This is a genomic window from Pseudooceanicola aestuariicola (assembly GCF_045763785.1).
Classification (GTDB): Bacteria; Pseudomonadota; Alphaproteobacteria; order Rhodobacterales; family Rhodobacteraceae; genus Pseudooceanicola.
This window is the reverse complement of record NZ_JBJGSF010000003.1, coordinates 475,909-489,855: the sequence shown is the minus strand read 5'-3', so window position 1 is coordinate 489,855 and position 13,947 is coordinate 475,909. Positions and strand designations below refer to the sequence as shown.

Annotated in this window: 14 protein-coding genes; 10 read left to right on the top strand and 4 right to left on the bottom strand. The window is 61.2% G+C overall.

Going from position 1 to position 13,947, the window contains the following annotated elements:
• Nucleotides 1-9 precede the first annotated feature (9 nt).
• Nucleotides 10-378 (bottom strand): response regulator transcription factor, encoded by a 369-nt coding sequence (locus ACI3GR_RS14830; RefSeq protein ID WP_407495543.1) that lies wholly within the window; start codon nucleotides 376-378, stop codon nucleotides 10-12.
• Nucleotides 379-499: 121 nt separating this feature from the next.
• A complete protein-coding gene (locus ACI3GR_RS14825) occupies nucleotides 500-1,846 on the bottom strand; it encodes a short-chain fatty acyl-CoA regulator family protein (protein WP_407495542.1) in 1,347 nt (448 codons plus the stop codon).
• Between the two features lie 216 nt (nucleotides 1,847-2,062).
• On the opposite strand from ACI3GR_RS14825, the gene ACI3GR_RS14820 reads away from it, so the two are divergent.
• The 10 genes from ACI3GR_RS14820 (at nucleotide 2,063) to aat (ending at nucleotide 13,177) form a co-directional block, all read left to right on the top strand.
• A complete protein-coding gene (locus ACI3GR_RS14820) occupies nucleotides 2,063-3,409 on the top strand; it encodes a substrate-binding protein (RefSeq protein ID WP_407495540.1) in 1,347 nt (448 codons plus the stop codon).
• A 135-nt stretch (nucleotides 3,410-3,544) separates the two neighbouring features.
• Nucleotides 3,545-4,567, top strand: coding sequence for a branched-chain amino acid ABC transporter permease (locus ACI3GR_RS14815; protein WP_407495538.1), 1,023 nt, complete (start codon nucleotides 3,545-3,547; stop codon nucleotides 4,565-4,567).
• A gap of 4 nt (nucleotides 4,568-4,571) precedes the next feature.
• A complete protein-coding gene (locus ACI3GR_RS14810; protein ID WP_407495536.1) occupies nucleotides 4,572-5,771 on the top strand; it encodes a branched-chain amino acid ABC transporter permease in 1,200 nt (399 codons plus the stop codon).
• An 11-nt stretch (nucleotides 5,772-5,782) separates the two neighbouring features.
• Nucleotides 5,783-6,547 (top strand): ABC transporter ATP-binding protein, encoded by a 765-nt coding sequence (locus tag ACI3GR_RS14805; RefSeq protein WP_407495535.1) that lies wholly within the window; start codon nucleotides 5,783-5,785, stop codon nucleotides 6,545-6,547.
• Nucleotides 6,548-6,559: 12 nt separating this feature from the next.
• Nucleotides 6,560-7,315 (top strand): ABC transporter ATP-binding protein, encoded by a 756-nt coding sequence (locus ACI3GR_RS14800; RefSeq protein WP_407495534.1) that lies wholly within the window; start codon nucleotides 6,560-6,562, stop codon nucleotides 7,313-7,315.
• Between the two features lie 92 nt (nucleotides 7,316-7,407).
• Nucleotides 7,408-9,357 carry an acetate--CoA ligase gene (gene acs / locus ACI3GR_RS14795; protein WP_407495531.1) on the top strand — a complete coding sequence of 650 codons (1,950 nt, stop codon included), beginning with the start codon at nucleotides 7,408-7,410 and terminating at the stop codon, nucleotides 9,355-9,357.
• Between the two features lie 233 nt (nucleotides 9,358-9,590).
• Nucleotides 9,591-10,223: a PRC-barrel domain-containing protein gene (locus ACI3GR_RS14790; RefSeq protein ID WP_407495529.1), complete on the top strand. Its 633-nt coding sequence runs from the start codon at nucleotides 9,591-9,593 to the stop codon at nucleotides 10,221-10,223.
• Nucleotides 10,224-10,439: 216 nt separating this feature from the next.
• Entirely contained in the window at nucleotides 10,440-10,937 is a 498-nt protein-coding gene (gene accB, locus ACI3GR_RS14785) for an acetyl-CoA carboxylase biotin carboxyl carrier protein (protein ID WP_407495528.1), read from the top strand.
• 10 nt (nucleotides 10,938-10,947) lie between these two features.
• Entirely contained in the window at nucleotides 10,948-12,297 is a 1,350-nt protein-coding gene (accC, locus tag ACI3GR_RS14780; protein WP_407495527.1) for an acetyl-CoA carboxylase biotin carboxylase subunit, read from the top strand.
• 202 nt (nucleotides 12,298-12,499) lie between these two features.
• Nucleotides 12,500-13,177 carry a leucyl/phenylalanyl-tRNA--protein transferase gene (gene aat, locus ACI3GR_RS14775; RefSeq protein WP_407495525.1) on the top strand — a complete coding sequence of 226 codons (678 nt, stop codon included), beginning with the start codon at nucleotides 12,500-12,502 and terminating at the stop codon, nucleotides 13,175-13,177.
• Here the strand turns inward: aat and ACI3GR_RS14770 are convergent.
• The gene (locus tag ACI3GR_RS14770; RefSeq protein ID WP_407495524.1) at nucleotides 13,132-13,491 is read right to left on the bottom strand and encodes a DUF2155 domain-containing protein; all 360 of its coding nucleotides are present in this window, start codon (nucleotides 13,489-13,491) and stop codon (nucleotides 13,132-13,134) included. The genes aat and ACI3GR_RS14770 overlap by 46 nt on opposite strands.
• Nucleotides 13,491-13,937, bottom strand: a complete 447-nt coding sequence (gene mlaD / locus ACI3GR_RS14765; RefSeq protein ID WP_407495522.1) for an outer membrane lipid asymmetry maintenance protein MlaD — start codon at nucleotides 13,935-13,937, stop codon at nucleotides 13,491-13,493. Before mlaD ends, ACI3GR_RS14770 begins: the two co-directional genes overlap by 1 nt.
• Between the last annotated feature and the right edge of the window lie 10 nt (nucleotides 13,938-13,947).

The following is a 13,947-nucleotide window of genomic DNA, read 5'->3' as shown; positions in this document are numbered from 1 at the left end:
CCGCCGCCCTCACGGCGCGACGAGGGCGTTGGCGGCCTCAAGCACCTCGGAATTCGAAAATGGCTTGGCCATGAACATGCTGGCCCCAAGAGATTCGGCCAGTTCGCGATCCTGCGTCTGCCCCCGGGCGGTCAGCATCAGAACAGGTAGTTGGGCCGTGTCGCCCTGCCCACGCAGATCGCGCAGGATGTCAAAGCCCGACCGCCCGGGCAGCATCACGTCCAGAATGACCAGATCAGGCTTACGAGAGGCCACCGCCTCAACCGCATCAACCCCATTGGAATGAGTCACCACGCGCCAGCCATCCCGCGACAGGATAAAACTGATCGCCTCGATAATGTTCGGCTCGTCCTCGATGACCAACACCGTTCTGTCCATCCCGCGTCCCCCCAAACGAAACGGATACCCACCGGGCGCAGACCACGTGCCAGCATCCCCGGTCGGAATGCAAACCTGCCCCATCACGGCTAAGGTGTCAAAGACTTGGGCGCGGTGGCCCTTAGACTTCGCGCAGCATAATGGACGGTTCGCGCCGCGACTGGCAGTTTTCGCGCGGACAGATGCGGCAGGTGATGCCCACGCGCCCCGCCTCTGGCGCGTCACCGTCCAGCGGCCAGATCAGCATATGCGCACGCAGGCCCGGATCCTCTCCGGGACGCACGGCGTGATCGGGTTCGGCCACGGCATAGGTGAGGAACGCCGCCTCGGTCCGGCCTGCCAGACGGATCGCCCGCCGGATCGGGAACATCGGCTGGCTGAATGCGGAAAATAAGGGCCACAGGGGACAGGCCGCGCCGTATCGCGGCAAGGTAAAGCCCGCCGGCTCCTTACGATACAGCAAGGTGCCAGAAGCATCGGCGATCACCAGCCCCGGAACGGATGGCAGCACCCTGTCGCGCTGTTCCGGCGGCACGGCAATCAACCGACGCATCACCAGCGCAGGTGCCACGCCAAGCGTCGCGGCCAGTTCGGTCGGGTCTGGCGGGCCGTCAGATGTCTTGCGGGACCGCAGGTCAGACAATGCGGCGATCAACCGCGGCATGGGCAACGCCTCGGCGTCCTGCGCCAGCCGTGTCAGGCGATCCCGCGCCAACGCCTGCGCGGCGGTAGAGGCAAAGCCTTCAGACGTCACCAGCGCGTCGATCTTGCCCGAGGCGTCTTCAGTCACCGCCTCATCCAATTCCGGAAACGTATGATCAGCGCGGTCCAGAAAAGCGTCCAATTCATCCTGCGGTGAATTGAGCGTCACCTCTTTCCGCTGCCCGGCATCTAATTCGTTCACCAACCGCTGCGCCCCTTCAGCCAGTCGGGCGCTGTCTTCGTGGATATTGCGGTGAAAGCGATCGCGCCACTCCGGTTCGATCTGCTTGGTCTCGACCAGAATGGAAGCCGAGGAATGAATCGCGGTCACGGTCGACAGAACCTCGTGCAGCGATGCGGCCAGCAACGGATCATGCGCCAGACGGTCTGTCAGCGCCTCGACCGCCTGTTCCAGCCGCCCGATCCGCGCCTTCTGCTCTGCCACCACCTGCGCCCAGCCGGGAAAGCGCCCCGCGAATTCATCCGCGGCCGAGGCTTCGGCGCCTGATCCGGGGAACCCCGCGGCGGCATCGCGAAGTGTCGCGACCAGCGCGGCTTCGGCCCCTTCGGACAGGTGCGCGGCCTCTACCCCCAGAACGCTAGCGATATCCAAAAGCAGCTTGCCGCCGATTCTACGGCGGTTGTGTTCGATCAGGTTAAGATACGACGCCGAGATGCCCGCCTGTTTTGCCAGATCGGCCTGACGCAGCCCCATCATCACCCGCCGATCCCGTATCCGGCTGCCTGTCAGACCTGATCGCGCCATTGTGATTCCTCAACCGATTCAACGACTTTCTGCGGTGCGAAATAATTTATTTACATTGTGTACCGTCGTGTAGTGCATTTATTTACAAAAAAATCGAATGTTTCAAGCACCTTGTTGATTGGTTTTACTGTCGGGGCGTATAAGGACTTTGCACAAGAGTGCCTGCAGGTCAGCTGAGGAGAGCAGACCTGCGTTCCATAATTCGGGAGGAAACGAATGACCAAACCGACTCTGTCTCGTCGTGGCGTACTGAAATCCGGTGCCGCGGCTGGTGTGGGCCTGGCTCTGCCGACGTATCTGTCCGCAGCAAGCCACGCTGGCTTCACCAACGCGCCCCAGGGCGACACCGTGACCCTGGGCTTCAACGTGCCCCAGTCCGGTCCTTACGCAGATGAGGGTGCCGACGAACTGCGCGCCTACCAGCTGGCTGTCGAGCACCTGAACGGTGAAGGCGACGGCGGCATGCTCAACACTTTCAGCTCCAAAGCGCTGGAAGGGAACGGCATCCTGGGCAAGAAAGTCGAATACGTCACGGGCGACACCCAGACGAAATCCGACGCAGCCCGCGCATCCGCGAAATCCATGATCGAAAAAGACGGCGCCGTGATGATCACGGGCGGGTCTTCCTCGGGCGTGGCAGTTGCCGTTCAGGGTCTGTGTCAGGAAGCTGGCGTGATCTTCATGGCCGGTCTGACCCACTCCAACGACACCACCGGTAAAGACCGCAAAGCCAACGGCTTCCGTCACTTCTTTAACGGTTACATGTCCGGCGCCGCACTGGCACCGGTGCTTCAGGCGCAGTACGGTTCCGACCGTAAGGCATACCACCTGACCGCAGACTACACCTGGGGCTGGACGCAGCAGGAATCGATCGCAGCCGCGACCGAAGCTCTGGGCTGGACCACGGTGAACAACGTTCTGACGCCGCTGGCGCAGACCGACTTCTCGTCCTACATCGCACCGGTTCTGAACTCCGGCGCCGACGTTCTGGTTCTGAACCACTACGGCGGAAACATGGTCAACTCGCTGACCAACGCTGTTCAGTTCGGCCTGCGTGAGAAGATCATCGACGGCAAGCAGTTCGAAATCGTTGTTCCGCTGTTCTCGCGCCTGATGGCACGTGGTGCAGGCGAAAACATCAAGGGCATCCTTGGTTCGACGAACTGGCACTGGTCGCTGCAGGACGAAGGGTCGCAAGCCTTTGTTAAGTCCTTCGGCACCAAGTACGGCTTCCCGCCGTCCCAGGCTGCGCACACCTGCTACGTGCAGACCCTGCTGTATGCAGATGCCGTGGCCCGCGCAGGTTCGTTCAACCCCTGTGCCGTTGTCGAAGCGCTGGAAGGCTTCGAATTCGACGGTCTGGGCAACGGCCCGACGCTGTACCGTGCAGAAGACCACCAGTGCTTCAAAGACGTTCTGGTTGTGCGCGGTAAGGAAAACCCGACCTCTGAATTCGACCTTCTCGAAGTTGTCGAAGTCACGCCCCGCGCGCAGGTCGAATACGCACCGGATCACCCGATGTTCGCCGGTGGCGACCTCGGCCAGTGTAACCCGGGCGCATAAGCCAAACCGTGGGGTGGGTCTTGGACCCGCCCCACACCTTTTTCCCTTAGATGGCCCTTAGGGGCGCTAAACCGACTCTGTCCCCGCGCCGGGGCTCAGGGGACGTGCATCCAAAAACACTTGATGGTGGGACCTATGGACGCAATCATCCTTCAAATTCTGAACGGCTTGGACAAAGGCTCAGCTTACGCGCTGATCGCCCTTGGTCTGACGCTGATCTTCGGCACGCTTGGCGTGGTGAACTTTGCCCACGGGGCGCTTTTCATGATCGGGGCGTTCTGCTCGGTCACGCTGTCGAAACTGCTGAACCTCAGCTTTGAAACGGTGGATCCCACCCGCACCGACTTTCTCGGCAATCCGCTGAAGGTCAAAACTCCTTATGTCGAAAGCTGGTTCGGCCCCGAGTTCGGCGCAGCCATCATCGACTGGTCTGTGCCATTGGCCATCCTGTTCGCCATCCCGATCATGATCGCGATCGGCTATGTGATGGAACGCGGCCTGATCAAACATTTCTACAAACGCCCCCATGCCGACCAGATCCTTGTGACCTTCGGCCTGGCGATCGTTTTGCAGGAAATCGTGAAATTCTACTTCGGCGCCAACCCGATCCAGACCCCCGCCCCCGACGCGCTGTCGGGCGTTGCGAACCTGGGCGGCGCGATCGGTCTGCAACTGTCCTACCCGGTCTGGCGTCTGGTCTATATCGGCTTCTCGGCCCTGCTGATCTTTGGCGCCTTCGCCTTCCTGCAGTTCACCACCTTCGGGATGGTCGTCCGCGCCGGTATGGCGGATCGTGAAACGGTTCAGTTGCTGGGCATCGACATCGACCGCCGCTTTACCATCATGTTCGGTCTGGCCGCGGCCATCGCCGGTCTGGCAGGCGTGATGTACGGCCCGATCAACGCGCCCAACTATCACATGGGCATGGACTTCCTTGTCCTGTCGTTCGTGGTTGTGGTTGTCGGTGGTATGGGATCGCTTCCCGGTGCTGTTCTGGCAGGTTTCCTGCTGGGCATTCTCGAGGCCTTCGCCTCGACCACCTGGGCGACCACCACGATCCCCGGTATCAACCAGATCATCATCTACCTTGTCGCAATCATCGTCCTTCTGACCCGTCCGCGCGGTCTGATGGGCAAAAAAGGCGTGATGGAGGACTAATCCAATGCTTGGCCTGAAAAATAATGACCTCCGCCTTCTTCTGATCGTCTTTGTTCTGACGATGGCGGCCCCCTTCCTGCTGAACCCCTTCCCGACCGAAAGCGGTCTGGCCCAGTTCAATGCAGGCTATCCCGACCTGATGCAGAAGTTCGTGATCTTCGGCATCTTCGCCATCGGCTTCAACATCCTGTTTGGCCTGACCGGGTATCTGTCCTTCGGTCACGCCGCTTTCCTCGGTGTGGGGTCCTACTCCTGCGTGTGGATGTTCAAACTGCTGGGCTACAACGTGGTCCCCGGCATCCTGCTGTCGATCGTCGTATCGGGTCTGTTCGCGCTGCTGATCGGGGTGATTACCCTGCGCCGCTCGGGCATCTACTTCTCGATCCTGACGCTGGCCTTTGCACAGATGTCCTTTGCGCTGGCCTACTCGGTCCTGTCGAACCCCAAGTTCAACCTGACCAATGGTGAAACCGGCCTGCAGGTCTATGCAGACGACCCGCAGATCTTCCACTCCGACGCACTGCCCAACCTGCCGCACATCTTCGGCCTGTCCATGCGGGCGACCGAACGTCTTCAGCTGGGCGCATGGGAATTTCAGTTCAACGTGGGCTACTATCTCTGTGCCATCATCATGCTGCTGTGCTTCTACCTTGCCATCCGCATCTTCCGGTCGCCCTTTGGCCTGATGCTGCGCGCGGTGAAATCGAACCAGCAGCGGATGAACTACACCGGCCTGAACTCGCGTCCCTACACTCTGGCGGCCTTCGTGATCTCTGGCATGTATGCCGGTCTGGCGGGTGGCCTTCTGTCCGCGGTTGACCCGCTGGCTGGTGCAGAACGGATGCAGTGGACCGCATCGGGCGAAGTCGTCCTGATGACCATCCTCGGCGGTGCCGGCACCCTGATCGGCCCGGTTCTGGGCGCAGGTCTGATCAAGTACTTCGAGAACATCTTCTCGAAGATCAACGAAAGCGTCCTGCACACCTGGTTCGGCTTCCTGCCCGACGGTCTGGAAGATTTGGTGATCACCATCGTCTACCCCTTCGTGGGCAAAGGCTGGCACCTGACCCTTGGCGTGATCTTCATGCTGGTGGTTATCTTCCTGCCCGGCGGCCTTGTCGAAGGTGGTCAGCGCATCGGTCGACTGGTGCGCGGCAAGAAAGCCACGGACGCCAAATCCGCCACCACTGAACCTGCAGAATAAGGAGAGCTTTGATGGGTATTCTCGAAGTCAAAAACGTCAACAAGCGTTTCGGCGGTCTGCAGGCCCTCGGTGACGTGAACCTGAGCGTCGCGGAAAACACCGTGCACGCCATCATCGGGCCGAACGGCGCGGGCAAATCCACCCTGCTGAACTGCCTGATCGGCAAGCTGATCCCCGACACGGGCTCGGTCATGTTCGACGGGCAATCGGTTCTGGGCCGCAAGCCGTTCGAAATCAACCAGATGGGTATTTCCCGCGTGTTCCAGACGCCCGAGATCTTCAGCGATCTGACGGTGATGGAAAACATGATGATCGCCTGTTTCGCCCAACGCGACGGCGCGTTCAAAATGAAGGCCATCGGGTCGATGTGGTCCGAAAAGGATGTGGTCGAAAAGGCCGAGCACATGCTGGAAAGCATGAACCTGGCCGACAAGCGCGAGATGCACACCGCGTCCATGTCGCGCGGCGACAAACGCCGCATGGAAATCGCCATGTGTCTGGCACAGGAACCGCGTCTGCTGCTGTTGGACGAACCGACCGCGGGTATGGCCCGTGCGGACACCAACAACACGATCGACCTTCTGAAGAAGATCAAGGAAGAGCGTGACATCACCATCGCCATCATCGAACACGACATGCACGTCGTCTTCTCTCTGGCGGAACGGATCACCGTGCTGGCACAGGGCACCCCTCTGGTCGAGGACACGCCCGAGAACATCAAGGGCCATCCGAAGGTGCGTGAAGCCTATCTGGGTGAAACCCAGGTTGCGGCGTAAGGAGCAACGATCATGAACGTCAAACCCGACTTCTCCAAGGGCAAGAACTACGCCGAAACCGCCCCCGCCTACCTGTCCGTCTGGAACATGGAGGCCTACTACGGCGAAAGCTACATCGTCCAGAATATCAGCTTTAACGTCCACGAAGGCGAAATCCTCGCCCTGCTGGGCCGGAACGGTGCTGGCAAGACCTCGACCCTGCGCTCGATCGCACGGATGGACAATCCACAGGTCACGCATGGTGAGATCTGGCTGGACCACCAGCCGCTGCACAACATGTCCTCGCATCAGGCGTCCCAAGCAGGCATCGGTCTGGTCCCCGAGGACCGTTCGATCATCCCCGGCCTGACGGTCGAGGAAAACATCAAGCTGGCCCAGATCGCCCCGCCCATCGGTTGGTCGATCCCGCGTCTTTACGAACTTTTCCCCCGTCTCGGTGAACGCCGGATGCAGGAAGGCGTGACGCTGTCGGGCGGCGAACAGCAGATGCTTGCCATCGCACGGGCCTTGGCGCGTGACATCAAGGTGTTGCTGCTGGACGAACCCTACGAAGGTCTGGCCCCGGTGATCGTGGACGAGATTGAAAAAACGCTCCGCATCATCAAGGAACAGGGGATCACCACGATCCTCGTCGAACAGAACGCCGTGCGGGCCTTGGAACTGGCGGATCGCGCCGTGATCCTTGACACCGGGTCGGTTGTCTTCGACGGTTCCGCCGAAGAAGTTCTGTCCAACGCTGAACTTCGCGCTGAATACCTGGCCATCTAAGGCCCTTGCCCCCGCGCCCCTTACAGGCGCGGGGGCATACGTTCCGCCTCGATCCGGGGCCCATGCAGTACACAAAGACCAAAGGGAACGTCATGACCGACCAGACCTATCCGCCCTCTTCCGAAATGGCCGCAAACGCGCATATCGATGCCGCCAAGTACAAAGAGATGTACCAAGCCTCTGTCACCGATCCCGACACCTTCTGGGGGGACGAGGCGAAAAAGCGGCTCGACTGGATCACGCCATTTAGCAAGGTGAAGAACACCGATTTCACGCTGGGTCAGGTCAGCATCAAGTGGTTCGAAGATGGCGAATTGAACGTCGCCGCGAACTGCATCGACCGCCATCTGGACAGCCGTGGCGATCAGACCGCGATCATCTTTGAACCGGACGAGCCGGGCGATGACGCCCAGCACATCACCTACAAGCAACTGCACGACAACGTCTGCCGCATGGCCAACGTCTTCAAGGCGCAGGGCGTCGGCAAAGGCGACCGGGTCATCATCTACCTGCCGATGATCCCCGAAGCGGCCTATGCCATGCTGGCCTGTGCCCGCATCGGCGCGATCCATTCGGTCGTCTTCGCGGGCTTCAGCCCCGACGCGCTGGCCAACCGCATCAACGATTGCGAAGCCAAGCTGGTCATCACCGCCGACACCGCCCCCCGTGGTGGCCGCCGAACCGCGCTGAAATCCAACGCGGACGCGGCGCTGCTGCACTGCAAGGACAGCGTGAAGTGTCTTGTCGTCAAGCACACCGGCGATCAGACCACCTGGACCGAAGGCCGTGACGTGGATGTGACCGCCGAAATGGCCGCCGCCTCTGCCGATTGTCCGGCTGAACCGATGAACGCCGAAGACCCGCTGTTCATCCTCTACACCTCGGGCTCCACCGGCAAACCCAAGGGCGTTGTGCATTCGACCGGCGGCTACCTGCTTTATGCCTCGATGACGCAAGAGTTGACCTTCGACTATCACGACGGCGATGTCTTCTGGTGTTCGGCGGACGTGGGCTGGGTCACGGGCCACACCTACATCATCTACGGTCCGCTCGCGAACGGCGCGACAACCCTGATGTTCGAAGGCGTGCCGACCTACCCCGATGCCTCGCGCTTCTGGAAGGTCTGCGAAAAGCACAAGGTCAACCAGTTCTACACCGCCCCCACCGCCATCCGCGCGCTGATGGGTCAGGGCGACAGCTTTGTCGAAGGCGTCGATCTGAGCGACCTCAAGGTGCTGGGCACCGTCGGCGAACCGATCAACCCCGAGGCGTGGAACTGGTACAACGACAAGATCGGCAAGGGCAAACTGCCCATCGTCGACACGTGGTGGCAGACGGAAACCGGTGGTCACATGATCACCCCGCTGCCCGGCGCGACACCGACGAAACCCGGTTCGGCCACGACGCCCTTCTTCGGCGTACAGCCTGTGGTGCTGGAGCCGACGTCTGGTGAAGAGATTGCCGAGACCAAGACCGAAGGCGTTCTGGCCATCAAGGACAGCTGGCCCGGCCAGATGCGCACCGTCTGGGGCGATCATGAACGGTTCGAGAAGACCTACTTCAGCGACTACAAAGGCTATTACTTCGCCGGTGACGGCTGCCGTCGCGACGAAGACGGTTACTACTGGATTACCGGCCGCGTGGACGACGTCATCAACGTATCCGGTCACCGTATGGGCACGGCCGAGGTCGAGTCGGCCCTCGTCGCCCACTCCAAAGTGGCCGAGGCCGCCGTGGTTGGCTATCCGCACGACGTCAAAGGTCAGGGCATCTATTGCTACGTGACCCTGATGAACGGCGAAGAACCGTCTGATGATCTGAAGAAGGAACTGCGCACTTGGGTCCGCACCGAAATCGGCCCCATCGCCAGCCCCGACCTGATCCAGTGGGCCCCCGGCCTGCCGAAAACCCGGTCGGGCAAGATCATGCGCCGTATCCTGCGCAAGATCGCCGAAAACGATTACGGCGCACTTGGCGACACCTCGACCCTTGCCGATCCGTCGGTGGTCGATGACCTGATCGAAAACCGGATGAACCGCTGATCAGCGGCCAAACGGTCTCAAACGTATAGGTTTTTAAAGGCGCGCCGCAGGGTGCGCCTTTTTTGCAATGCCGGGATCGCGAAAATGTGCGATCAGCGGAGGAACCTATAAAATAAAGCACTTTACCGCACCACTGACGTTTAACAGCAACAATCCGCCGCTAACCCGCAAGACATGGGGAACGATCCCAAGCCCGACCCGTTGTCCTCTCGAACCACGAAAGGAGACCTCCCATGTCCAACGTAAAAACACTTCTTATGACTGGTGTCGCCGTTCTTAGCCTTGCTGCGCCCGTGACGGCGCAATCCATCGGCTCTGACGCCGGTGTGTCGATCGGAGCTGACGCCTCTGCCGGTGATTCTGGTACGAGCGCGAGCGCAGACGCATCTGCTGCGACCGGCACGACCCTGAATGGCGGCGGTGCCAATATGGCAGCCGATTCCCAGGCAGAGATCGGCACCGACGCCGACCTGACCACCGATCTGGCGCAGGATGACGCCGTGACGACGCCCACCGATACCACGGTCAATGTCGCAGGCAATGTCGACGCCTTTGACAGCCAGACCTCCATGACCGTCGGGTCGCTGATCGGCGCTGACGTGGCCAGCGCCGCCGGCGAAAGCATCGGTGAGATTGACGATGTCGTCGACATGAATGGTGAAACCATGGCCGTCGTCGGCGTCGGTGGCTTCCTTGGTCTTGGCGAACATGACGTCGCCCTGCCCGTCACCGAACTGATGTACGAAGGCAATACGATCCTCGCCATGGGCTATACCCGCGAACAGCTGAAATCCATGGCAGAGTTCAACGCAGAAATGGCGACCTCGCTCGAGTCGACCCAGACGGTCGAACTGGGCAATTCGTAACCCCCCGCCAGATCTGACCAGATCGAAGGGCCGCTCCGACGGGCGGCCCTTTCTCTTGCCCACAAGGCGCAAATCCGCCTCACCGCCTGCCACACGGCGCAACGCGGTCAATGCTTTTCACCCACGCACACTTCCCTTATAAGCGCACCAGTTTAGGTGAATGTGTCGCACCGCGATCCTGACACCTCTTTGCGAAAATATCGGGCGAGTACCTGAATGACCAATAAAACGACCGAAGCCGACGTAGCCTTCATCAAGGCGCTGGCCGAACTGCTGCAAGAAAACGAACTGACCGAGATCGAGGTCAAACGTGACTACGGCGAAGACGACAGCCTGAACGTGCGCGTGTCGAAAAAGGTCGAAGTCGCCGCGGCCCCGGCTGTCAGCTATGCGGCCCCCGCGCCAGCACCCGCAGCCGCGCCCGCGGCAGCACCCGCCGCTGCTGCGCCGACCGAAGCACCGGCTGACCCCGCCGATCACCCCGGCGCCGTGACCTCGCCCATGGTGGGCACGATCTACCTGCAGCCTGAACCGACCGCCCCGGCGTTTGTCAAAGTGGGCGATCAGGTCTCCGAAGGGCAGACGCTGCTGATCGTCGAGGCGATGAAAACCATGAACCAGATCCCCGCGCCCAAATCCGGCACGGTCAAACGCATTCTGGTCGAAGACAAGGCCGCCGTCGAATATGGCGCGCCGCTGATGATCATCGAATAAGGGTCCCCCGATGTTCGACAAGATCCTGATTGCCAACCGGGGCGAGATCGCCCTGCGCGTCATCCGCGCCGCCCGCGAAATGGGCGTGCAATCCGTCGCCGTGCATTCCACTGCCGACGCCGACGCGATGCATGTGCGTATGGCCGACGAATCCGTCTGTATCGGCCCGCCTCCGGGCTCTGACAGCTACCTGCACATCCCGTCGATCATTGCTGCCGCCGAAGTCACAGGCGCACAGGCAATCCACCCGGGCTATGGCTTTTTGTCGGAAAACGCGGCCTTCGTGCAGATCGTCGAAGATCACGGGTTGTCCTTCATCGGCCCCACCGCCGAACACATCCGTGTCATGGGCGACAAGATCACCGCCAAGGACACGATGAAAGCGCTTGGCGTGCCCTGCGTGCCCGGCTCTGACGGTGGTGTGCCCGATCTGGCCACCGCCAAGGCCATCGGCGCCGAGTTTGGCTACCCCGTCATCGTCAAGGCCACAGCTGGCGGCGGCGGGCGCGGTATGAAGGTCGCCAAGTCCGAAAAAGACATGGAAAACGCCTTCTCGACCGCCCGGAGTGAGGCCAAGGCCGCCTTTGGCAACGACGAAGTCTATATCGAGAAATACCTGACCACGCCCCGCCATATCGAAATCCAAGTCTTTGGCGACGGCAAGGGCCGTGCGGTCCATCTGGGCGAACGCGACTGCTCCCTGCAGCGCCGCCACCAGAAAGTGTTCGAAGAGGCCCCCGGCCCCTGCATCACCCCCGAAGAACGCGCTGAGATCGGCAAGATCTGCGCCGACGCCGTGGCCAAGATCAACTATGCGGGAGCTGGCACGATCGAATTCCTCTATGAAAAGGGCGAATTCTACTTCATCGAGATGAACACCCGCCTTCAGGTCGAACACCCGGTGACCGAAGCGATCTTTGGCGTGGACTTGGTCCGCGAACAAATCCGCGTCGCGGCTGGTCTGCCCATGTCTTTCGAACAGGATGACCTGACGATCAACGGTCACGCCATCGAAGTGCGCCTTAACGCCGAAAAACTGCCCGAGTTCGCGCCGCGTCCCGGCAAGATCACCGCGTTCCACGCGCCCGGCGGCCTTGGCGTGCGTATGGATAGCGCGCTTTACGACGGCTATACGATCCCGCCCTACTATGACAGCCTGATCGGCAAGCTGATCGTGCATGGCCGCGACCGGGACGAGGCGCTGGCCCGTCTGAACCGTGCGCTTGGCGAATTGATCATCGACGGCGTGGAAAACACCGTACCGCTTTTCGCCGCGCTGCTGGCCGAACCTGACATCCACTCGGGCAATTACAACATCCACTGGCTGGAACACTGGCTGGAACAGGGCAAACTGAAATAAACGACCACGCCCCGGCCCAGCCCGGGGCGGTTTCTTTTGACCCTGCCCCCCGTTCTTCTGGTCAATAAATACCCTCGGGGATGAATTGGCCGCAGGCCAAGAAGGGGCAGCGCCCCTTCACCCTCGCCAAAGGCGCGGCCCCATGGCACACTAGCCCGTGGCACACTGAACTGACACCCGCCAAGCCCGCACAGGCGATCTGATGAAAGACACCGACCACGGCGAATTGACGCCGGACTTGCTGTTGCACGCCTATACCTCGGGCATCTTTCCGATGTCCGAACACCGTGACGACCCGGAAATCTTCTGGGTCGAACCCCGGCGGCGTGGTGTGATTCCTCTGGATGGGTTCCGCATCTCGCGGTCCCTGTCCCGCACGCTCAGGCGCGATGATTACCACGTCACCATCAACGATGATTTCGCTGGCGTGGTCGAAGGCTGCGCGGATCGGGCGGACACATGGATTTCCGCCCGGATCGCGGATCTTTACCAGCAACTCCACGATAGCGGATTCGCCCATTCGATCGAGGTCTGGGACCAGCCCGACCGTAAGACCCGCCAGTTGATCGGCGGGGTCTACGGCGTGGCGCTTGGCGGGGCCTATTTCGGGGAAAGCATGTTTTCCCGCCGCACCAACGCGTCGAAAATCGCGCTGGCATGGCTCGTGGCGCATTTGAACAACGGCGGGTTCAAACTGTTCGACACGCAGTTCCTGACCTCTCACCTCGCCTCTCTTGGAGGGGAAGAAATCAGCCGCGCGGAATACCGGTCTCGACTGGCCGATGCGCTGGCCTACCCGGCCAACTTCACCACGCCCGCCCTGCCCTCATCGGGTCAAGAGGTCGTGCAGTTCAACACCCAGATATCGTACCGAAAGTGATCCAGCGGATTCAGCGCCGGGGATGAGGCGACCATCCAGCCCGAAAAGATGGGATCGTCGGATTTCTGCGGCTCTGTGATGGTCATGAAGGCATAGGCGTCGCCCGCCGGGTTACCATCGGGATAGCGGCATTCCCACATCGTGATCGACAGCTTGCCCACCATGGCGGCCTGGCCCATGGGCACGGTCACGTCCAGCGTATCCCCGTTGATCTTGTCCAGCCCGCGCAGAACAGCACCAGTGCCAACCTGCACGTCTTCCTGCGCCAGAACCGGCGCGGCAAGCAGCGAAAGGGCTAAAGCCATCCAGCGCATCAATTGTCCCCTCCGGCGACGAATTTCATCAGCAGCGACACAAGGCTAACGGCGCCCTGCGTGTCCAAGACCTCGTCCCCGGCCGCATAGGCAAAGGGCGATCCACCCGGCAGCACCTCGACGTAATTGCCACCCAGCAGCCCTTCGGACGAGATCACGACCGAACTGTCATCCGGGACCTCGATCCCCTCGGTCACGGTAAAGGTCGTGACGGCGCGAAAGGTCTGCGGGTCCAGATCAATGCCGGTGACCGTGCCGACCTTGACCCCGGCCATGCGCACGTCCGTTCCCAGCGACACACCATCCACCGACCGGAACGACGCTTTCAGCGGATAGCCAGCGCCGCCAGACCCGACGCCCGCAATCTGCCCCGCATAAACGGCAAAGCCGATGGCCAGCGCGACTACGGCACCGCCGACGATCACCTCGGTTCGGTTCTGAGACATCAGACGGCCT

Excerpts from the sequence above, each read along its gene's own strand:
- accC (WP_407495527.1), top strand. The coding sequence starts at position 10,948 with ATGTTCGACAAGATCCTGATTGCCAACCGGGGCGAGATCGCCCTGCGC.
- accB (WP_407495528.1), top strand. The coding sequence starts at position 10,440 with ATGACCAATAAAACGACCGAAGCCGACGTAGCCTTCATCAAGGCGCTG.
- ACI3GR_RS14805 (WP_407495535.1), top strand. The coding sequence starts at position 5,783 with ATGGGTATTCTCGAAGTCAAAAACGTCAACAAGCGTTTCGGCGGTCTG.
- ACI3GR_RS14815 (WP_407495538.1), top strand. The coding sequence starts at position 3,545 with ATGGACGCAATCATCCTTCAAATTCTGAACGGCTTGGACAAAGGCTCA.
- ACI3GR_RS14825 (WP_407495542.1), bottom strand. The coding sequence starts at position 1,846 with ATGGCGCGATCAGGTCTGACAGGCAGCCGGATACGGGATCGGCGGGTG.
- ACI3GR_RS14800 (WP_407495534.1), top strand. The coding sequence starts at position 6,560 with ATGAACGTCAAACCCGACTTCTCCAAGGGCAAGAACTACGCCGAAACC.
- ACI3GR_RS14770 (WP_407495524.1), bottom strand. The coding sequence starts at position 13,491 with ATGCGCTGGATGGCTTTAGCCCTTTCGCTGCTTGCCGCGCCGGTTCTG.
- ACI3GR_RS14790 (WP_407495529.1), top strand. The coding sequence starts at position 9,591 with ATGTCCAACGTAAAAACACTTCTTATGACTGGTGTCGCCGTTCTTAGC.
- aat (WP_407495525.1), top strand. The coding sequence starts at position 12,500 with ATGAAAGACACCGACCACGGCGAATTGACGCCGGACTTGCTGTTGCAC.
- ACI3GR_RS14810 (WP_407495536.1), top strand. The coding sequence starts at position 4,572 with ATGCTTGGCCTGAAAAATAATGACCTCCGCCTTCTTCTGATCGTCTTT.
- ACI3GR_RS14820 (WP_407495540.1), top strand. The coding sequence starts at position 2,063 with ATGACCAAACCGACTCTGTCTCGTCGTGGCGTACTGAAATCCGGTGCC.
- acs (WP_407495531.1), top strand. The coding sequence starts at position 7,408 with ATGACCGACCAGACCTATCCGCCCTCTTCCGAAATGGCCGCAAACGCG.
- mlaD (WP_407495522.1), bottom strand. The coding sequence starts at position 13,937 with ATGTCTCAGAACCGAACCGAGGTGATCGTCGGCGGTGCCGTAGTCGCG.
- ACI3GR_RS14830 (WP_407495543.1), bottom strand. The coding sequence starts at position 378 with ATGGACAGAACGGTGTTGGTCATCGAGGACGAGCCGAACATTATCGAG.